Here is a 19618-nt window from a genome sequence, read left to right on the forward strand (position 1 = left end):
AACGATGGCTACGCACAGGGATTCCAAAGTCGGGCCTGTCGCAGCTACGCCGGCCCTGAGCCGTCCGGCGCGGATTCAGCCTTCGAACGAACCCCAGTCCGTGAGCCGCAAGGCGTCCTGCCAATCCGCCTCGACGACTGTGCCGTCCGAGAACACGCCAGGCTCGCGGTTGATGCCGTCATCCAGCAGCAAGGTGCGCACGTCCTCACCCAGCCCACTGATCTCTCTCCCTGCTCCGCACCCCTGAGACGGTCAGCAAGCGAGCGCGGCAACCGAACCTGGCCGAGCTGAACGCACCATCGACTTCTCGTCCACCAAGTTCCACAGCCCTCAAGAACGGAAGGCAATAAGCCAGAACGACGCGATCGCGGGTCACGGAAAATTCAACCGGCTCGTCGCCGTCCACCTCCGGGTCGAAGGCATCCAGTCTCATCGATCCCGCACGACGAGGAAATGAAGCGACACAACCCAACGCCGGCCAAGGACCCTCACCGGCAATGAGCGCCACCGACCGTTTCTGCTGCTCAAGTTTTTGCCTCAGGCCGTGAGACGCCGCACCGGACCGCCCCTTTGCTTCCGCGACAACCCAGCCATTCGGAGCCCGGCCGAACAGATCCGAACGTTGCCGCGTCCCGCCGAATGTCGGCCGGAATGAGCGAAGTTCGGTGCAGCCACTCGTACACCGACGCAGCGCCACGAGCCAAGCGGTCACCCGGCGCTCGACCGGTCGTGAACAGCGCATGCGCGAGATCGTCTACCGTAAACCTCAACTCACCATGCGGCGAAACAGCACTTTCCGGAAACGCGAAGGCGCTATAGGGGACGACGAATTCAGGCGGGATGGAGCGCACGACAAGGTACTCCGTTCGTCGATGCCTGATTTTGACGATATCCACCGTATCGCAGAGGCATCGGCGATGTACGAACCTCGCTCAGCGTTCGACTGCGAGCGGATGGCACGCCGTGGCAGTCTCCAGCCGGACGGGGGTCTGTGGTCAACGCTCAAGCCACGGACCGAGCACCTTCTCCAGATCAGCGTCCGACAACGCTCGCGGCCCACCGTGGAACTCATGCCACCGCGCCGCGTCGCACGCCGCCGCGTACTCCACCTCGAAGGCACGCATCAACACGTACACGAACGTCACTGAGCTAAACCGGTCACCCAGCAGCGTCCGCGCTTCGCGAACGACTTCTGTAGCTCCGCGACCGCACACGTCCGCGAGCCGGAGCTCCTCCGCAGCCGGGTCCAGCAGGCTGGGGGCATACATCACGACGAACTCTCCACAGCGAAACGCATAACTCAGCCTTCGGCTGCCAACTGGCCGCAGGCGGCCGCGATCTCCTGGCCACGGGTGTCCCGCACCGTGCACGCCACTCCCCCGGCGTTGACCAGCCGCACGAACTCGCGCTCCACCGGCTTCGGCGACGCGTCCCACTTGCTGCCCGGCGTCGGGTTCAACGGAATGACGTTGACGTGGACCAGCTGGCCGAGGTGCTTCCGCAGCCGCTTCGCCAGAAGCTCGGCGCGCCAAGGCTGATCGTTGATGTCCCGGATCAACGCGTACTCGATCGACACCCGCCGACCCGACGTGTCCGCGTAGTACCGCGCGGCCGAAAGAACCTCGTCCACCGACCACCGGTTGTTCACCGGCACCAGCGTGTCCCGCAGCTCGTCATCCGGAGTGTGCAACGAAACCGCCAGCCGCACCTGCATCTTCTCGTCCGCCAGCTTCCGGATCGCCGGAGCAAGGCCCACCGTCGACACCGTCACCGAACGCTGCGAGATCCCCAAACCCGACGGCGCGGGGTCCGTGATCCGGCGCACCGCGGCCACCACCCGCTTGTAGTTGGCGAGGGGCTCGCCCATGCCCATGAAGACGATGTTCGACAGGCGGCCGGGGCCGCCGGGCATGAGGCCGTCGCGCATGACCGCTGCCGCGGAGCGGACCTGGTCGACGATCTCCGCCGTCGACAGGTTGCGATCGAGACCGCCCTGGCCGGTCGCGCAGAAGGGGCAGGCCATGCCACAGCCGGCCTGGCTCGAGATGCACAGCGTCGCGCGGTCCGGGTAGCGCATCAGGACGCTCTCCAGCAGCGTGCCGTCGTGCGCGCGCCACAGGGTCTTGCGCGTGGTGCCCTCGTCCGTGGTGAGCGCGCGGACCTCGGTCAGCAGCGGCGGCATGAGCTCGCCGACGAGCCGTTGCCGGGCCGCGGCCGGGATGTCGGTCATCGCCTCGGGGTCGACGGTGAGGCGGGCGAAGTAGTGGTTGGAGAGCTGCTTGGCGCGGAACGGCTTCTCACCGAGCGCGGCCACGGCCTCGGCGCGTTCGGCGGCCGAGAGGTCGGCGAGGTGACGCGGCGGGAGGCCGCGCTTGGGCGCGTCGAAGACGAGGGGGAGGGCAGTCATAGCACGTCCAGTGTCCCATGCCGGGCGTTGCGGGCCACGTCACACCATCGATGTTGCCAAACGACAGGTTCCGATATATCGTGAACGTGTCGGAATACTTCGAGAAAGGACTCAGATCATGAGACGACACCAACGATTCCCTCGCGAACGTGGCCGGGCGGACTTCGGGCCGTGGGCCCGTGGCGGCTTCGGCGACTTCCCCCCGGGGCGCGGGCACGGCTCGCGTGGACGGCGGGGAGGCGGACGGCGCAGCAGGCGCGGCGACGTCCGGGCCGCGATCCTGGCGCTGCTCGCGGAGCAGCCCCGGCACGGCTACGAGATCATCCGGGAAATCGGCGAACGCAGCGGCGGCTTCTGGAAGCCGAGCCCCGGCTCGGTCTATCCGACGCTGCAGATGCTGGCCGACGAAGGACTCGTCCTCAGCAAGGACGAGCACGGCAAGAAGCTCTTCGAGCTGACCGACGAGGGCCGCGCCGCCGCCGAGCGGCAGGACTCCACGCCGCCGTGGGAGCACATCGCCCACGACGTCGACCCGAACGAGGTCGGGCTCCGCAAGGCGGGCGCCGGACTGGCCGCCGCGGTCGTCCAGGTGATGCGCGCCGGTTCCGAGAGCCAGCAGGCCCGCGCGGCGGACGTGCTGAACGAAGCGCGTCGCTCGATCTACGCCATTTTGGGTGAGGTCGAAGAGGACGCACCCGAGTCCCCGGCGGCGGCCGAGTGACCGGGCAGGGCGAGGCCGGTGGGCTTGACGCGCACATGGACGCGATAGCCCACCGGCAGCGTCATTTCCGCGCTCCCGGCGTGGAATTCCCTGGCGTTGCGGCGATGCACCTCGGCGATCGCCCGCGCCGCGACCTTCGCGCTGAACTCGATCTTCAGCACTGACTCCATCGCGGCGGCGTCTTCGAACCGCCAGCGCGTCGCCACCCGGCGGCACCGGAACCCCGCCCGGTCGAAGAACCGCTCGACGGCGGGCGGGTCGTAGGCCGGCAGATCCTCACGCATCCAGCTCCCGTACGGATCGCTGGTGACGTCGAGGTCCACGATCAGGATCGCGCCACCCGGCCGCAGCACGCGTTCGGCTTCGCGGAGCCCCGGCTCGCAGCCCGGCCCGAAGAAGTACGCGGTGCGCGCGTGCACCACGTCCACGCAGGCGTCGCCGACGGGAAGCCGTTGCGCCCGGCCCTGCCGGACCTCGGCGTTCGCCAGGTCCCGCACCCGTTCGGCGGCGTCGCGGGCGAGCGGTTCGTGGGGCTCGACACCGAGCACGGAACGAGCGTCGCGGGCGAAGTACGGCAAATGGAAACCGTCGCCGCAGCCCACGTCGAGCACGTCACGGCCGGCCCAGTCGTACTCCTCGCGCAGCACCCGCCAGATCTCGCCGTCGATGTCCTGCGCACGGTTCTCCACCTCGTAAGCCCGCTGGTAGTACCAGATGTTCGGGCTCGGCACGACCTCGGACCGCCGGGCCTGCGCCACGGACCGGGGCAACCACCGCACTTCGGATCTCCCTTTCCGGTAGTCGGCAGGAGGATCCTCGATCTTCCGGCATCGAAACTTGGCGAAAAACTTATGCGACCCCTCTAGACTCCACCGAAGCCCGGAGGGAGACCCAGTATGCCGTCAGGTCCGCCCAGCCCACCATCCCCGGTCGCCACCGGGCTTCCCTGCTGGATCGAGCTCGGCTGCCAGGACGAGGCCGCGGCGCAACGGTTCTACAGCGGGCTCTTCGGCTGGCAGTACACGACCAAACGGGACCCGGCGACGCCGGACCGGCGCTACTCCATCGCGACCTCCGGCGGGATCCAGGCCAGCGGTCTGTACCGCGCGAGCGCCCAGAGCCCGCAAGGCTGGGTCCCGCATCTGGCGGTGCCGCACACCGCGAGCGCCGCGGAGTGGGTCGTCCACCTCGGCGGCCGGGTGACGCTCGGGCCGCTCCCGATTCCCCATCGCGGCGCGATCCTGCACGTGATCGACGCCTGCGGCGCACCGCTGGTGCTGTGGGAGGTTCCGCCGGACTGGCAGTTCGCGACCGGACGCCCCAACACCTTCAGCGGCGCCGACCTCAACACCCACGACGGCGCGTCCGCCGATCACTTCTACTGCAAGCTGTTCACGTACTCGAGCCATCAGATCGGCGACGGCGAGTCGATGGACTACGCGGAATGGATGGTAGAGCACGAGCCCGTGCTCTACCGCTACGTCATGGGCCCGGAATACCGCCGCGACACTCCCCCGCACTGGCTCGTCTACTTCGACGTCGACCCGGTCCGCGGCAGTGACGCCGCGGCCGCCGACGCACTCGCCCTCGGCGGCGCCGTCGTCATCGAGCCCTACGACACCCCGTTCGGCCGAGTGGCGATCCTCGCCGACCCGGACGGTTCGGTGTTCGCGGTAATCGACCACTCGCGCGCGGCCGAGACCTGGGGCAGCGCCGAGGTCGACGACCCCTACGACGACTGATCCCGCGCGGCGGGAGCAAGGGACCTTTGCTATCGCCGGACGCCGAGAGCGAGCAACGCGATCACGACGTACCCGGCCGCGACCAGCCACATGGCCGTGCCGGGAAGCAGGCCTCCGACGAGCGCGACACCGACAGCACCGCCGGTCTGCCGTGACGCGTTGAGTACCCCGGCGGCGAGTCCTGCCTTGTCCGGCAACGCGTTCATCGCCACCGACGTCATCGCGGGCATCGCCAGCGAGCAGCAGCCGTAGATCGCCGAGAAGACGATCAGCACGAGCACCGACCGGCCGGCGGGCAGCAGCGCGAACCCGATCGAACCGGCGAGCCCGGCCAGCGCACCGGCGACGATCGGGAGGCGCGCGCCGAACCGGCTGGTGAGCCTGCCGGAGAAGAACGCGTTGATCCCGACCACTGCGGTCAGCGGCACCAGCGCCAGCCCCGCGGGCAGCGCGCCCAGTGTCCACACCCGTTGCAGGAACAGCGCGAGGCAGAACAATGCGCCGTACATGCCGAAGTTGAACAGACCGCCGATCGCGGTCGCGACCGCGAAGTTCCGTACGCGCAGCGCACCCGGCGGAAGCACCGGCGCGGGCACGATCCGTTCCACGATAACGAAAAGCGCACCGCATACCACCCCGGCCCCCAGCAGCACGAGCGTCGGGGCGGCAAGCCACCCGGCATGGCCCGACTCGATGAACCCGGCCACGAGGCACGCCAGCGCGGCCGTGCCGAAAACCTGGCCCATACCGTCGATGCGTGTGCGCGCCCGCAACGGCGTCTCGGTCACCGCGCGGCGCGTCAGCACGATCGCGAGCAACCCGACCGGGACGTTGACCGCGAACACCAGCCGCCAGTCGGCCAGCCCCACCGCGAGCCCGCCCAGCAGCGGCCCCGCGGCGAGCCCGATCCCGCTCATCCCGCCCCATACGCCCAGTGCTCGTGCCCGCGCGCCGGCGTCGGGAAACTGATGCGCGATGAGCGCCAGCGACGAGGGCAGCAACGCCGCGGCCCCGGCACCCTGCACCGCGCGGGCGGCGATCAGCCAGGGCAGTGAACCCGCTGCGGCACAAGCGATCGAGGCGAGGACGAACACGGCGACGCCCGCCTCGAACACCCGCCGCGCACCCCAGCGGTCCCCCGCCGCGCCCCAGGTGAGCAGGAACGCCGCGAGCGTCACCGTGTAGGCGTCGACGACCCATTGCAGCGCGGCCGTGGACGGTTCGGCGTAGTCGGCGCTGATCGCCGGGAGCGCGAGGTTCACGATCGTCGCGTCCAGCGTGATCATGAAGAAGCCGAGGCAGACCGCGGTGAGCGCGAGCCGGGCCGGTGCCTGCGGTGTGGTCTCGGTGATCATGCCTTCAGTGAACCGCCGGAACGGTTCGGCGGTCGCCGAAAAATCCCCTTCCCTGCCCGCGGAACGGGCTCAGGGAGTGGGGACGAACGCCGAAAGCAGCAGCCAGGAAACGACCGCCGAGGGCAGCAAGGAGTCCAGGCGGTCCATCAGCCCGCCGTGGCCGGGCAGCATCGTGCCCATGTCCTTGATCCCGAGGTCACGCTTGATGAGCGACTCGACGAGGTCGCCGAGCGTCGCGGTCAGCACGACCGCCACGCCGAACAGCATGCCCTGCCAGGCGTGGCCGTTCAGCAGCAGGCTGAGCGACAGCGCGCCGGCGACCAGGCCCGCGACCATCGACCCGGCGAAGCCCTCCCAGGTCTTCTTCGGGCTGATGGACGGTGCCATCGGGTGTTTCCCGCCGAGGACACCGGCGATGTAGCCGCCGGTGTCGGAGGCGACGACGCAGATCATGAAGGTGAGTACCCGGCCGACGCCGTCGCCGGGGTCGACGAGCATCGCCGCGAACGCGCCGAACAGCGGGAGGTACGCGGCGGCGAACACCGAGGCACCGATGTCCCGCAGGTAGCCCTGCGCGCCGCCGGGCAGCCGCCACAACAGACACGCCAGCACCGTCAGCACGAACGCGGTGATCATGCCCTCGCGGCCGAACGGCCAGGCGAGCCAGATCATCGCCTGCCCGCCGACGAGCACCGGGACGAGCGCGACCCGGATGTCCGCGGCCCGGCGCAGTGCCCCGGCGAGCTCGACGGTGCCGACGCCGATCGCGATGGCCACGATGCCGATGAACAGATGACGGACGGTGAGCAAGGAAACGATGATCGCCGCGCCCAGCACCACGCCGACGGCGATGGCCGCGGGGAGATTGCGGCCTGCTTTGGAAACCTTCTTCGGCGGTTCCGGCTGCTCCACCGGATCCGGCTCGGGTTCCGGGGTGTCCACCCGGTCCTCGCGCTCCTCGCTCACCTGTGCCATCAGACCTCGAGCAGCTCGGCTTCCTTGTGTTTCACCAGGTCGTCGACCTGGTGCACGTAGGTGTCGGTGAGGTTCTGCAGCTCCTTCTCCGCGTGCACGACCTCGTCCTCACCCGCCTCGCCGTCCTTCTTGATACGGTCCAGCTCTTCCTTCGCCTTACGACGGATGCTGCGGATGGAGACGCGGGCGTCCTCACCCTTGCCCTTGGCGACCTTCACCATCTCCTTGCGCCGCTCCTCGGTGAGCTGCGGGATGACGATGCGGATCACGTTGCCGTCGTTGCTCGGGTTGACACCGAGGTCGGACTCGCGGATCGCCTTCTCGATCGCGGCCAGCTGGGTCGTGTCGTAAGGCTTGATCAGCGCCATCCGGGCCTCGGGGACGTTCACGCTGGCGAGCTGGTTCAGCGGGGTCGGCGCACCGTAGTACTCGACGACGATGCGCGAGAACATCGACGGGGTGGCCCGGCCGGTGCGTACCGACGTCAGGTCCTCCTTCGCGACGGACACCGCTTTTTCCATCTTCTCCTCGGCGTCGAGGAGGGTCTCGTCGATCACGGCTACTCCCGGTGGTTGTGATGGTGGGCGCTGCGATAGATCCCAGCAGGTCTAGGCCGATACCCCGTCAGCGGGGGTACTGACCAGGGTGCCGATCCTCTCACCACTGACCGCACGGGCGATGTTCCCCTCGGTGAGCAGGTTGAACACGATGATCGGCATGTTGTTGTCCATGCAGAGGCTGAACGCGGTGGCGTCGGCGACCTTGAGATCCCGCTCGAGCACCTCGCGGTGGCTGATCTCGTGGAACATCTTGGCACTCGGGTCGCTCTTCGGGTCGGCGGTGTAGACCCCGTCGACGGCCTTGGCCATCAGGACCGCCTCGCAGCCGAGCTCGAGCGCGCGCTGGGCGGCCGCCGTGTCGGTGGAGAAGTAGGGCATGCCGACCCCGGCGCCGAAGATGACGACGCGGCCCTTCTCCAGGTGCCGCTCGGCACGGCGCGGGATGTAGGGCTCGGCGACCTGGCCCATGGTGATCGCGGTCTGCACGCGGGTGGGCAGGCCCTCCTTCTCGAGGAAGTCCTGCAGCGCCAAGCAGTTCATCACGGTGCCGAGCATCGCCATGTAGTCGGCGCGATCGCGGTCCATGCCACGCTGGGACAGCTCGGCGCCGCGGAAGTAGTTGCCGCCGCCGATGACCACGGCGATCTGGACCCCGGTCCGCGCGACCGCGGCGATCTGCCGGGCGACCGAGTGCACCACATCCGGGTCGACGCCGATGGAACCACCACCGAACATCTCGCCGCCCAGCTTCAGCAGCACCCGCCGATAGCCGCCCTCGACCCGGTCACCCATTCTCACGCGCCTCCTGTTGTGTGCTCATGGACCCGCTTCGCGAATCCCGCCAGACCCACCTGTGCCCCGTCCCCGATGAGCGGAGACGGGGCACAGTGGTGTCGAACTCCGCAGACGTACTCTCTCCCGCGGAGGCGGCGTCAACCCTAGCCGTACGGCTTCGATCAGGCCTGGCCGACCTCGAACCGGGCGAACCGGGTCAGGGTCACGCCCGCCTCGTCCAGCAAGGCCTTCACGGTCTTCTTGTTGTCCTTGACCGACGGCTGCTCGAGCAGGACGTTGTCCTTGTAGTAGGCGTTGACCTTGCCCTCGACGATCTTCGGCAGCGCCTGCTCCGGCTTGCCTTCCTCGCGGGCGGTCTGGTCGGCGATGCGGCGCTCGTTCTCGATGATCTCGGCCGGCACCTCCTCGCGGGTCAGGTACTTCGCGCGCAGCGCGGCGACCTGCATGGCGGCGCCGCGGGCGGCGTCGACGTCGTCACCGGTGAACTCGACCAGCACGCCCACGGCGGGGGGCAGGTCCGAGCCGCGGCGGTGCAGGTAGGTCGCGGTCTTGCCCTCGAAGGCCACGACCCTGCGCAGCTCCAGCTTCTCGCCGATGCGGGCCGACAGCTCCTGCACGACCTCGTTGACCGGCTTGCCGTCCAGGTCGGCCGCCTTCAGCGCCTCGACGTCGCTGGTCTTGAGGCCCTTGGCGACCTCGACGATCCGGGCGGCCAGCTGCTGGAAGTCGTCGTTCTTGGCGACGAAGTCGGTCTCGGAGTCCAGCTCGATCAGCACGCCACCGTCACCGGTGACGAGGCCCTCGGCGGTGGCGCGCTCGGCGCGCTTGCCGACGTCCTTGGCACCCTTGATGCGCAGGAACTCGACAGCCTTGTCGAAGTCGCCCTCGTTCTCCTCGAGCGCCTTCTTGCAGTCCATCATGCCGGCGCCGGTCATCTCGCGCAGGCGCTTCACGTCAGCGGCGGTGTAGTTCGCCATCGTGCGTAATCCGTCCTTTTTCAGGTACGTGAAATCTTGTGCGGGGGTCGAAACCCGTGCGGCCGGGGCGGCCGGCCGCACGGGCACGGAGCGTCAGGAGGAGGCGGTGGCCTGCTCGGCCTCGGCCTTGGCGGCCTCGGTCGTGTCCGCGGCGGCGGCCTCGGTGTTCTCGGCGCCGGCGAGCAGCTCCTTCTCCCACTCGGCCAGCGGCTCGTCCGAGGCGACACCCGGCTCCGGCTTCGCGTCGGCCGAAGCGCCGTTGCGGCTGGAACGGGCCATCAGACCGGCGGCGGCGGCCTCGGCGACGACCTTGGTCAGCAGCGCGGCGGACCGGATCGCGTCGTCGTTGCCCGGGATCGGGTAGTCGACCTCGTCCGGGTCGCAGTTGGTGTCGAGGATCGCGACGACCGGGATGTTGAGCTTGCGAGCCTCGCCGACGGCGATGTGCTCCTTCTTGGTGTCGACGATCCACACCGCGCTCGGCACCTTGGCCATGTCACGGATACCGCCGAGGGTCTTCTCCAGCTTTTCCTTCTCGCGGGTCAGCGTCAGGATCTCGCGCTTGGTGAGACCGGCGAAGCCACCGGTCTGCTCCTGGGCCTCGAGCTCCTTGAGGCGCAGGAGACGCTTGTGCACGGTCTGGAAGTTGGTCAGCATGCCGCCGAGCCAGCGCTGGTTCACGTACGGCATGCCGACGCGGGTGGCCTCGTTGGCGATGGCCTCCTGCGCCTGCTTCTTCGTGCCGACGAACATGATCGTGCCGCCGTGCGCGACGGTCTCCTTGATGAACTCGAAGGCACGGTCGATGTAGCTCAGCGTCTGCTGCAGGTCGATGATGTAGATGCCGTTGCGCTCGGTGAAGATGTAGCGCTTCATCTTCGGGTTCCACCGACGGGTCTGGTGCCCGAAGTGCACGCCGCTGTCGAGCAGCTGCTTCATGGTGACGACGGCCATTGCCGGAATCACACCTCTTCTGTGTCGTGCGCGCCGGTGGTCGTGCCGGCACGCTGCTCGGTTTTGTCGCGATCGGCCGGGTGGCCGCTCGCCCTGGTGCAGTGCCGGAACCCGGACCCCGTGGTGAAAACCCCAGGGACCGCCGGGCGCCGTGCGTCCTCATTCATCCGGCTGAAGAGACTGCCGGTGGACGCGCACGTGCACGCGAAGTCAGTCCGCTCACGCGAACCGCTGAATTGATTCTACCCCCTGCCACCAGCCCTATCCCCACCGGCGGCCCGATCCGGCCCGGTTGTCCACAACGGGTCCGGTTGTCCACAGATTTCCGGCGCCGCCTCCCTGCCCGCCACGTACCCGACACCCTGGGAGCCATGACCGCATCCACCTGCCCCCGCATCCGGCTGCGGCCGATGTTCGCCCTGCTCGTGGCCCTGTTCCTCGGGTTCGCCGGGCTCGTCGCGCCCCCTGCCACCGCCGCGTCGAAAGCCGGGCCACGGCTGTCCTGGCCGCTGTCCCCGGTCCCGAAGGTGACCAGATACTTCGACGCGCCCGGCACCCCGTTCGGCCCGGGCCACCGCGGTGTCGATCTCGCCGCCGCACCCGGCCAGCAAGTACTCACCGCTGCCGAGGGCGTCGTCGTCTTCGCCGGTGTGCTCGCCGGGCGAGGTGTCGTCTCCGTCGACCACGACGGCGGCCTCCGCACCACCTACGAACCCGTCACCCCATCGGTGTCGGCGGGTGAGCAGGTCTATCGCGGCCAGCCGCTGGGCACCGTCGTCGCCGGGCATCCCGGTTGCACAGTGGCCGCGTGCCTGCACTGGGGCGTCCGCCGGGGCCACGAGTATCTGGACCCGCTCGCTCTCACCGGTGAACAGGGCGAAATCCGGCTGAAGCCGTACTTTTCGCGGGAAGACGCTCTTTCCCCCGAGGACGCTAGGGATTCGACTGTTCGACGAGTTTGGCCCGCAGGCGCATGACGGCCCGGGTGTGCAGCTGGCTGACCCGCGACTCGGTCACCCCCAGCACCTTGCCGATCTCCGCGAGCGTCAGGCTCTCGAAGTAGTAGAGGCTCACGACGATCTTGTCCCGCTCGGTCAGCTGCGCGATCGCCTGCGCGAGCTGCCGCCGGTTGTCCTGGTCCACGAGGACCGCCACCGGGTCGACCGCGTCGTCGTCGGGCAGCGAGTCGACGAGCGAACCGCTGTCCTTGCCCGCCGCGACGAGGTCTTCGAGCGCGACGACGCTGGTGAGCTGGAGCTGGCCGTAGAAATCACGCAGATCGTCGACGGTGATGCCGAGTTCCGTGGCGAGCTCGGCGTCGGTCGGGGTGCGGTGCAACCGCGCGCCGAGCCGTTCGAGGGCCCGCTCGGCTTCCTTCGCCTTGCTGCGCACCGCGCGGGGCACCCAGTCCTGGGATCGCAGATCGTCCAGGATCGCACCGCGGATCCGTTGCATCGCATACGTCTCGAACCGCAGGCCCCGGTCGGGATCGAACTTCTCGATCGCGTCGACGAGCCCGAAGATGCCCGACTGGACCAGATCACCGACGTCGACGTGGGTGGGCAGCCCGGTGCCGACCCGGCCCGCGACGTACTTGACCAGCGGCGCGTAGTGCAGCACCAGCCTGTCCCGCGACGCCTGGTCCGGGGTGTCGGCGAACTGCCGCCACAGAGCCTGGATGCCCGCGTCCACGTCATAGCCGGGACGGCCGTCTGCGACGACGTCCCCGGCGCCGTGAGCGGTCACCCCGGCGGCTTCGGTGACATGAGATCCCGCGGTCATTGCACCGTCGTTCTCGACATGCGGCTCAGTATGGTCTCCGTGCTCGTGCGGATGCGCGTGCGCCGCCGGTTCCGGCGCCGACGGTCCGACCGAACCCCCGCCGGCCTTCTCAGGCCCGCGGATGTGCTCGATCATGGATCGCCTTCAACCGGTCGACGGTCACATGAGTGTAGAGCTGCGTCGTAGCAAGCGTAGCGTGACCGAGCAGTTCCTGAACGCTCCTGAGATCGGCGCCGCCTTCCAGCAGATGGGTGGCCGCCGAATGCCGCAGGCCGTGGGGGCCCATATCGAGGGCTCCCGGTACCGACCCGACGGCGTCGTGCACCACCCGCCGGGCGGTCCGAGGGTCCAGCCGCTTGCCCCGCACGCCCAGGAAGAGCGCCTCCTCCCCCGCCGTGGCGACGAGCTCGGGCCGCCCCTCGTCCAGCCAGGCGCGGACGGCTTCGGCCGCGGGTACCCCGAACGGCACCACGCGCTCCTTCCCGCCCTTGCCCAGCACCGTCACGACACGACGGGAGAAGTCGGCCGAGGCGACGTCGAGACCGCACAGCTCGGAAACCCGGATCCCGGTGGCGTAGAGCAGCTCCAGCACCGCGCGATCCCGCAACGCCACCGGATCCCGTTCGGCGGCGCCCGCCTCCGACGCCCGCATCACCTCGCCCGCCTGCTCGGCACGGAGAACTCCGGGCAGGGTGCGATGCGCGCGCGGGGCCGCGAGCCGTCCGCCGGGATCGGCACCCAGATCGCCACGCCGGTGCGCCCACGCCGTGAACGTCCGTGCGGAGGCCGCACGACGGGCCAGCGTCGTCCGGCTCGCTCCCTCGGTGTGCTGCCGGGCCAGCCACCCCCGCAGCGCACCGATGTCCAACGCCGCGAGTTCCCGATCCGGCGCCTTCTCGTCGCCCGCACCGGTGACGAAACCCAGCAGGGACACCGCATCGCCGACGTACGCGCGCACCGTGTGCGCGGAGAGGCCCCGCTCGAGGCTCAGATGCCGCTCGTAGGCGGTGACGACCTCCTGGACCGGCTCGGGCAGCGCGGCACGCAGCGCGCGCAGATCCGGCCGGCGGGCACGGCGGCGGTTCCCGGCGGGATTCGCGGACGGCATGGTGATCACGCTGCGCGATCAGCCGCAGCTGGTCAAGCATCGCCACACCCGATCGCCCCAGGTTCTGTTTCAGGAGCGCGAAGCCGCTCTCTAAGAACGTCGCGGGCATCGCCGCCACCCCACTTCCCCACGCGCCGCGAAACCGTCGATCTCCAGTGCGGGCAGCAGCGCCCGCACCTTGCCCACGGGGACACCGGAGTCGGCCGCGACCTGCTCCGCCGACCGGCCCGCACGGGGCGTGAGCGCGTCGTACACCCGCAACGCGTCCGGGGCGAGCCCGTCGGTGGCCCGCCGCGGGCGCTCCGGTTCGGCCTCGGCACTCCCTAACCGGCCGACCGTTTCGACGATGTCGTCGACCGAAGCGATCAGGGTCGCGTACGACTCGCGGATCAAGGTGTGGCAGCCCACCGACATCGCCGAGCTGACCGGCCCGGGCAGCGCCATCACGACCTTCCCGAGTGCTCCGGCCGTCCCCGCCGTGTTCCGGGCACCGCTGCGCCGCCCTGCCTCGATCACCACCGTGCCCTCGGTCAGGGCCGCGATAAGCCTGTTCCTGACCAGGAAGCGATGTCGCGCAGGCGGGGTACCCGGCGGGTACTCGCTGACGACGGCGCCGCCGTTGGCGGTGATCCGGTTCAGCAGGCTCACGTGCCCGGCCGGGTATCCGGCGTCGAGGGCACAGCCCAGCACCGCCACGGTCGGCCCGCCCGCTGTCAGCGCCCCACGGTGGGCGGCACCGTCGACGCCATACGCAGCGCCCGAGAACACCGCCATGCCCCGGGTCGCCAAGCCGTAGGCGAGTTCCGTCGCCCAGTGCTCGCCGTACGACGTGGCCGCACGCGCCCCCACGATGGCGACGGCTCCGCCGGCGACGTCAGCGAGGGACAGATCCCCGCGTACCCACAACGCGAGTGGCGGGGAACTGCCTTGGACCCCACGCCCCGCCGCGACCGACAAGGAGTGCAACGGCCACGCGGGCCATTCCTCGTCCTCGGGAATGACCAGCCGGGCGCCGGTTCCGGCCGCCCACGCCAGATCGCGTTCGACGAGGTCGTGCTCGCGCCGGGCGCTGGTCTCCTCCCGGATCTTCGGCGGGCAGTCGCCACGGCGGACACGCTCGGCCGCCACCACCGGTCCGTGCGCGCCGACGAACTCGACCAGGCCGGGCGCCGGGGGTTCGGCTACCCGGAGCAGGTACGCCCTGGCTGCCCGCTCGGGCTCGACCGCACTCATGTCGCCTCCCGGTTTCCGGCCGCCGACGCGTGGAACGGCTTCTCCCGCAATGCGAATGTCAGACGTGCTCTGTCCTCAAGGGACAGTCCGCCTGGCTCGGCCACCACCCGGGCACGTGCTTCCGGGCCGGGTGCCGGAGGCCGTTCGTGGTGACGTTCGGGGGCACGCGTCCCGGTATGGGGCCGGTCGCGGGCGTCGTACCCTGGCTCGGGCCGGCAGCACGCTTCGAGCCTGAAGGCCATCCCGGCTCGCCTGCGCCGTGCCGAACCACGGGAAAACCGGCGGAACTTCCTCATGCCGCGCTCCGTTCCCGGAAGCCGAGTGCCGCGGCCACGTGATCGCCGCCGGGCCGGGCCACGCCGTCCAGATCGGCGAGAGTCCAAGCGATCCGCAAGCACCTGTCGGCACCGCGTGCGGTGATGACGCCCCTGTCGAGCGCGCGATCGAGGACGGCGGTGGTGCCGCGGGGAAGACCGAACTCCCGGCGCAAGGCCGGGCCCGGTACCTCGGAGTTCACCCGCCAGCCGTGTTCCCGCCACCGCCTCTCCGCCCGTTCCCTGGCGGAGAGGACCCGCTTCCGCACCGCCTCCGAGCCCTCCGGGCTCTCGACCTCGTGAGCGCTGATGGCCGTCAGTGGACGGAGCCGCACCCGGAGGTCGACCCGGTCCAGCAGCGGGCCGGAGAGCCTGCCGAGATAACGCCGCCGCGCGGTGGCGGAGCAGGTGCAGTCGGTCTCCTTCGGCGGTGCGCAAGGACACGGATTCGTCGCCAGAATCAGCTGGAACCGCGCGGGGTAGGAGACCGCGCCCTTGACCCGCGCGATGCGCACCTCCCCCTCTTCCAGCACCGTGCGCAGGGACTCCAGGCGTTGACCACCGAACTCGCACACTTCGTCGAGGAAGAGCACCCCGCGGTGCGCGCGGCTGATCGCGCCGGGTGAGGCCAGCCCGCTGCCGCCGCCGATGAGCGCGGCGACGGTGATCGAATGATGCGGTGCCACGAACGGCGGCACGGTGACCAGCGGCGCCGTCCGGGACAGCGAGCCGTCGACCGAGTGCACGGCCGTCACCTGGAGGGACTCCTCCGGTGACAACCGGGGCAGCAGACCGGGCAGCCGCTTCGCGAGCAGGGTCTTGCCGACCCCGGGCGGCCCGGTGAGCAGCAGATGATGCCCGCCGGCGGCGGCGACTTCCAGCGCCCACCGGGCCTCGGGCTGCCCGACGACATCGGCCAGATCCGGGACGGAGGACGGCGCGGCCACGGGTTCGGGCGGAGCGGGCGGCTGGAGCTCGGCCTCGCCCTTCAGCCAGGCCACCAGATCGGCCAGCCGGGACGCGCCCGCGACCTCGACCCCGTCGACGAGCGCCGCCTCGAACAGCGATTCCACCGGGACGACGGCTCGGGCGAACCCCGCCGCGCGAGCGGCCAGCAGCCCGGGCAGGACACCGCGCACCGGGCGGATCCGGCCGTCGAGGGCCAGTTCGCCGAGCAGTACCGTGCCGAGCAGACGTGTCGCCGGAACCGCGCCCAGTGCGGCCAGTACCGCGGCCGCGATCCCGAGGTCGTACCCGGAGCCGACCTTGGGCAGATTCGCCGGCGAGAGCCCGAGCGTCACCTTCCCGTCCGGCCACGGCTGACCGGAGTTCCGGACCGCGGACCGCACCCGGTCCTTGGCCTCGCGCAGCCCGGCGTCGGGCAGCCCGACCAGGGTCACGCGGCTCAGCCCGCCGCCGAGATCCGCCTCGATCTCGATCATCTTGCCGTCGATCCCGAGCACCGCGACCGACCAGGCCTTCGCGATCGGCATCTAGAACGCCGCCTTGAGATGCCGGACGCTCGGGCGCTCCCCGGGACTCGCGAGCACGGTGACGACGTCGTAGCGCGTCCGGCACCAGCCGAGGTGGAAGGTGCGCAGCCACTGCGCGGCGGCCCGCCGGACCCGCTCGGTCTTCTCCGGGGTCACGGTCTCCGACGGCAGGCCGTACTCGGTGCTCGATCGGGTCTTGACCTCGCAGAACACGACTCTGGACCGGTCGGTGAGAACGAGGTCTAGCTCGCCCTCGCGACAGCTCCAGTTCCGGCTGAGCAGGACCAGCCCGGCGCGTTGCAGATAGTCCGCTGCCAGCTGTTCGCCCCATCGGCCGAAGTCGCGGCGCCAGTGCGCCCCGGCTTCGTACCCGGGATGGCGTGCCAAACCCGTCATCGTGCCCCCTCGGCTTTCCGTGATCCCGGACGACCGGCGGGTGGCCGGACCGTCACGGTGCGTGTGTGATCAACGGTGCCAGGGTGATCGGGGCGAGCACCAGGCTCGATCGTCCGCCCTGTGGACAACCGGGGTGCTGTGGATGAACAGGCCCGTCACGGTGCCCGTGACGGCGAAACTGTCGGTGGGAGGTGCTAGGGGGCTCAGCCCGAGAAGGGGCCGTCCTCGGGCAGCCGGAGGTCGGGTTTGTCGAGCTCCTCGACGTTGACGTCCTTGAAGGTGATGACCCGGACGTGCTTGACGAACCGGGCCGGGCGGTACATGTCCCACACCCAGGCGTCCGACATCCGGACCTCGAAGTACACTTCGCCGCCGCCGTCCCTGACCTGCACATCCACCGCGTTGGCCAGGTAGAACCGCCGCTCGGTCTCCACCACGTACGAGAACTGACCGACGATGTCGCGGTACTCGCGGTACAGCGAGAGCTCCATCTCGGTCTCGTACTTCTCGAGATCCTCAGCGCTCATGAAACCCGCGCCCCTCCTCGCGATCGTCCTGCCGCGCGTGCGGCGGAGCGTTCATTGTTACCCACCTGGCGGGCCAGGGCACGGACCGGCACGCTCGGGTTTTCCAGCGCGGCGTAGGTGAGCACCACCCGGTGCGGCGGGGTGAGGCCGTGCGCGGCGGCCGCGGTGGCGACATTCGTGTAGGACCAGCGGTGTGCCGCACTCGGCCCGTGCTCGGTCAGCGCGGCGATGTGGTCGGCCGTGCTGTAGCCCTTGTGCACGTCGAAGCCGTAGTGCGGCAGGTCCTCGTGCAGGCCCGCCATGATGCGGTCCCTGGTCACCTTCGCCAGCACGGACGCCGCGGCGATGCTGGCCACGGACCGGTCGCCCTTGATCACCGCCACGCTCGGCGCGGGCATACCCGGCACGGGAAAGCCGTCGATCAGCACATACCCCGGGTTCTCGCGCAAGCCCACCACCGCGCGCCGCATCGCCTCGAGGTTCATCACCCGGATCCCGTACAGGTCGACCTCGGTGGACGGGACGACGACGACCCGGTAGTCCAGTGCCCTGGCCAGCACCCGGTCGTAGACCCGGTCCCGCGCCTTGGCGGTGAGCATCTTCGAGTCGGTCAGCTCGGGAAGACGGGCCGCGTCGCCCGGTTTCAGGACACAGGACGCGACGACGAGCGGGCCCGCGCATGCACCCGCCCCCGCCTCGTCGACTCCGGCGACCGGGCCGAGGCCCCGGCGTTCGAGGGCGCCCTGGAGGCCCCAGAAGAGCTCGCCGCGCACCACGGCGCGGGGTGGCCGCAGCGGCTCGGCCGCGGCGCGGGGAACGGGAACTGTCAAGGCTGGATTACCCCGTCCGGGAAGTCAGGTCCGGCGTTTCCGTCCGGCGGCCGCCTTGCGGACGCCCGCGGTCAGCTTCCTGCCCACGAACAGCGTGGGCCACGCGGCCGCGACGCCGACGCCGAGCGGGAGACCGCTCTGCCACGCCGGGGCGCCCAGTGCGACCGCCTGCGCGTTCTCCTGCGGGTTGTGGTCGGTGATGCCGCCCCAGCGGTTCGGCGGGAGCACGATGATCCGCGCCTTGCCGATGACGTCGGCCACCGGAACCGCCCCCGCCGGCCCGCCGCCACCCTGGAACCGCGAGTCGTTGGAGTTGTTCCGGTTGTCGCCCATCACCCACAGGCTGCCGTCCGGCACCTTCACCGGCGGGAACGACGACTGGGTCTGCTGGCTCGGGTCGTCCCAGTGGATGTAGGGCTCGTCGAGCGCCTTGCCGTCCACGATGACGCGGTTCTGCGTGTCGCAGCACTGCACGGTCTGGCCGCCGGTCGCGATCACCCGCTTGACGAAGTCGCGTTCGTCCGGCGGGGCGAACCCGACCAGCGAGCCGAGCCCGCGCAGCGCGCGCACCACGAAGTTGCTCGGCTCCTGCGGCGGGATCTCGTTCTGCGTCCAGGCGGGCGGGCCCTTGAAGACCACCACGTCACCCGGGGAGGGATCGGTGAAGTCGTAGGTCACCCTGTCGACCAGGATGCGGTCGCCGGTGCAGCCGGTGCACCCGTGCAGCGTGGCCTCCATCGATCCCGAGGGGATCATGAACACCTTCGCGAGGAACGTCTGGATCAGGATCGTGAGCACCAGGGCGATCACGAGCAGGATCGGCAGTTCCTTCCAGAACGACCGCTTCTTCTTCGAACGGGGCTTCGCCCGCCGATGTGCCCCGTGGCGCTCCTCGGAGCGGGAACGCCACGGACGCTCCTGTTCCGGGCGTTCGGGCTCATCCTCGGGCGCGTTCTGGGACACGGGTTCGACCACGGAGCCAGGCTACCGGTAACCGAGCTGAGGCTCAGGAAGCCGAGGTGGTCTCGCGGCTCTCGCGGCGCTCCTTGATCTTCGCGGCCTTGCCGCGCAGGTCGCGCAGGTAGTACAGCTTGGCCCGGCGGACGTCACCGCGCTTGAAGACCTCGACCTTGGCGAGGTTCGGCGAGTGCACCGGGAAGGTGCGCTCGACGCCGACGCCGAAGGAGACCTTGCGGACGGTGAAGGTCTCGCGGATGCCCGCGCCCTGGCGGCGGATGACGACGCCCTGGAAGATCTGGTTCCGCTCGCGGTTGCCCTCGATGACGCGGACGTGGACCTTCAGCGTGTCGCCCGGGCGGAAAGCCGGGATGTCGGAACGCAGTGACTGCGCGTCCAGCGCGTCCAGGGTGTTCATCGGTGGTCCGTCCTCGTCGATTCGTATGGCTGGTGTTCACGGGTCCCGGGCGCGCGCGGTAGTACGACTGCGGC

The 19618-nt window shown here is 70.0% G+C and carries 22 protein-coding genes; 3 read left to right on the plus strand and 19 right to left on the minus strand.

The window, feature by feature from the left end:
• Positions 1 to 75 precede the first annotated feature (75 nt).
• The 3 genes from ACFW0G_RS22425 to rlmN form a co-directional block, all read right to left on the minus strand.
• Entirely contained in the window at positions 76 to 201 is a 126-nt protein-coding gene (locus ACFW0G_RS22425; RefSeq protein ID WP_378327305.1) for a hypothetical protein, read from the minus strand.
• Between the two features lie 794 nt (positions 202 to 995).
• Complete coding sequence (locus ACFW0G_RS22430) at positions 996 to 1271, minus strand: hypothetical protein (RefSeq protein WP_378327306.1); 276 nt, start codon at positions 1269 to 1271, stop codon at positions 996 to 998.
• Positions 1272 to 1300: 29 nt separating this feature from the next.
• On the minus strand, positions 1301 to 2407 hold the full coding sequence (gene rlmN / locus ACFW0G_RS22435) for a 23S rRNA (adenine(2503)-C(2))-methyltransferase RlmN (protein ID WP_378327307.1): 1107 nt from the start codon (positions 2405 to 2407) through the stop codon (positions 1301 to 1303).
• Positions 2408 to 2525: 118 nt separating this feature from the next.
• Between rlmN and ACFW0G_RS22440 the strand changes: the two genes are divergently transcribed.
• Entirely contained in the window at positions 2526 to 3128 is a 603-nt protein-coding gene (locus ACFW0G_RS22440) for a PadR family transcriptional regulator (RefSeq protein ID WP_378327308.1), read from the plus strand.
• On the opposite strand, the gene ACFW0G_RS22445 is transcribed toward ACFW0G_RS22440, so the two are convergent.
• On the minus strand, positions 3068 to 3907 hold the full coding sequence (locus ACFW0G_RS22445; RefSeq protein ID WP_378327309.1) for a class I SAM-dependent methyltransferase: 840 nt from the start codon (positions 3905 to 3907) through the stop codon (positions 3068 to 3070). The genes ACFW0G_RS22440 and ACFW0G_RS22445 overlap by 61 nt on opposite strands.
• A 117-nt stretch (positions 3908 to 4024) precedes the next feature.
• Here ACFW0G_RS22445 and ACFW0G_RS22450 point away from each other — a divergent pair, with 117 nt between their 5' ends.
• Entirely contained in the window at positions 4025 to 4870 is an 846-nt protein-coding gene (locus ACFW0G_RS22450) for a VOC family protein (RefSeq protein WP_378327310.1), read from the plus strand.
• Between the two features lie 29 nt (positions 4871 to 4899).
• On the opposite strand, the gene ACFW0G_RS22455 is transcribed toward ACFW0G_RS22450, so the two are convergent.
• The 6 genes from ACFW0G_RS22455 to rpsB form a co-directional block, all read right to left on the minus strand.
• Positions 4900 to 6225, minus strand: a complete 1326-nt coding sequence (locus ACFW0G_RS22455) for an MFS transporter (RefSeq protein ID WP_378327311.1) — start codon at positions 6223 to 6225, stop codon at positions 4900 to 4902.
• Between the two features lie 69 nt (positions 6226 to 6294).
• The gene (locus ACFW0G_RS22460; protein ID WP_378327312.1) at positions 6295 to 7200 is read right to left on the minus strand and encodes a phosphatidate cytidylyltransferase; all 906 of its coding nucleotides are present in this window, start codon (positions 7198 to 7200) and stop codon (positions 6295 to 6297) included.
• Entirely contained in the window at positions 7200 to 7757 is a 558-nt protein-coding gene (frr, locus tag ACFW0G_RS22465) for a ribosome recycling factor (RefSeq protein ID WP_378327313.1), read from the minus strand. Before frr ends, ACFW0G_RS22460 begins: the two co-directional genes overlap by 1 nt.
• A gap of 51 nt (positions 7758 to 7808) precedes the next feature.
• On the minus strand, positions 7809 to 8552 hold the full coding sequence (pyrH, locus tag ACFW0G_RS22470; RefSeq protein WP_378327367.1) for a UMP kinase: 744 nt from the start codon (positions 8550 to 8552) through the stop codon (positions 7809 to 7811).
• Between the two features lie 164 nt (positions 8553 to 8716).
• A complete protein-coding gene (tsf, locus tag ACFW0G_RS22475; RefSeq protein ID WP_378327314.1) occupies positions 8717 to 9532 on the minus strand; it encodes a translation elongation factor Ts in 816 nt (271 codons plus the stop codon).
• Between the two features lie 93 nt (positions 9533 to 9625).
• On the minus strand, positions 9626 to 10486 hold the full coding sequence (gene rpsB, locus ACFW0G_RS22480) for a 30S ribosomal protein S2 (RefSeq protein ID WP_378327315.1): 861 nt from the start codon (positions 10484 to 10486) through the stop codon (positions 9626 to 9628).
• Positions 10487 to 10857: 371 nt separating this feature from the next.
• Here rpsB and ACFW0G_RS22485 point away from each other — a divergent pair, with 371 nt between their 5' ends.
• Entirely contained in the window at positions 10858 to 11463 is a 606-nt protein-coding gene (locus ACFW0G_RS22485; protein WP_378327316.1) for a murein hydrolase activator EnvC family protein, read from the plus strand.
• On the opposite strand, the gene ACFW0G_RS22490 is transcribed toward ACFW0G_RS22485, so the two are convergent.
• From ACFW0G_RS22490 to rplS, 9 genes are all read right to left on the minus strand, one after another.
• Complete coding sequence (locus ACFW0G_RS22490; protein ID WP_378327317.1) at positions 11420 to 12268, minus strand: FliA/WhiG family RNA polymerase sigma factor; 849 nt, start codon at positions 12266 to 12268, stop codon at positions 11420 to 11422. The genes ACFW0G_RS22485 and ACFW0G_RS22490 overlap by 44 nt on opposite strands.
• 109 nt (positions 12269 to 12377) lie before the next feature.
• Positions 12378 to 13376: a tyrosine recombinase XerC gene (locus tag ACFW0G_RS22495; RefSeq protein WP_378327318.1), complete on the minus strand. Its 999-nt coding sequence runs from the start codon at positions 13374 to 13376 to the stop codon at positions 12378 to 12380.
• A 90-nt stretch (positions 13377 to 13466) separates the two neighbouring features.
• Positions 13467 to 14609, minus strand: a complete 1143-nt coding sequence (dprA, locus tag ACFW0G_RS22500; protein ID WP_378327319.1) for a DNA-processing protein DprA — start codon at positions 14607 to 14609, stop codon at positions 13467 to 13469.
• A gap of 292 nt (positions 14610 to 14901) precedes the next feature.
• Positions 14902 to 16416, minus strand: coding sequence for a YifB family Mg chelatase-like AAA ATPase (locus ACFW0G_RS22505; protein ID WP_378327320.1), 1515 nt, complete (start codon positions 16414 to 16416; stop codon positions 14902 to 14904).
• Positions 16417 to 16812: a YraN family protein gene (locus ACFW0G_RS22510; RefSeq protein WP_378327321.1), complete on the minus strand. Its 396-nt coding sequence runs from the start codon at positions 16810 to 16812 to the stop codon at positions 16417 to 16419.
• Positions 16813 to 17015: 203 nt separating this feature from the next.
• The gene (locus ACFW0G_RS22515; protein WP_003096226.1) at positions 17016 to 17339 is read right to left on the minus strand and encodes a DUF2469 domain-containing protein; all 324 of its coding nucleotides are present in this window, start codon (positions 17337 to 17339) and stop codon (positions 17016 to 17018) included.
• Entirely contained in the window at positions 17336 to 18115 is a 780-nt protein-coding gene (locus tag ACFW0G_RS22520; RefSeq protein ID WP_378327368.1) for a ribonuclease HII, read from the minus strand. The genes ACFW0G_RS22515 and ACFW0G_RS22520 overlap by 4 nt, the downstream gene beginning before the upstream one ends.
• 78 nt (positions 18116 to 18193) lie before the next feature.
• Entirely contained in the window at positions 18194 to 19144 is a 951-nt protein-coding gene (lepB, locus tag ACFW0G_RS22525; protein WP_378327322.1) for a signal peptidase I, read from the minus strand.
• Positions 19145 to 19175: 31 nt separating this feature from the next.
• On the minus strand, positions 19176 to 19544 hold the full coding sequence (gene rplS, locus ACFW0G_RS22530; protein ID WP_378327323.1) for a 50S ribosomal protein L19: 369 nt from the start codon (positions 19542 to 19544) through the stop codon (positions 19176 to 19178).
• Positions 19545 to 19618 lie beyond the last annotated feature (74 nt).

Origin of the sequence: Amycolatopsis sp. NPDC058986 (assembly GCF_042741125.1) — a bacterium.
GTDB lineage: Bacteria > Actinomycetota > Actinomycetes > Mycobacteriales > Pseudonocardiaceae > Amycolatopsis.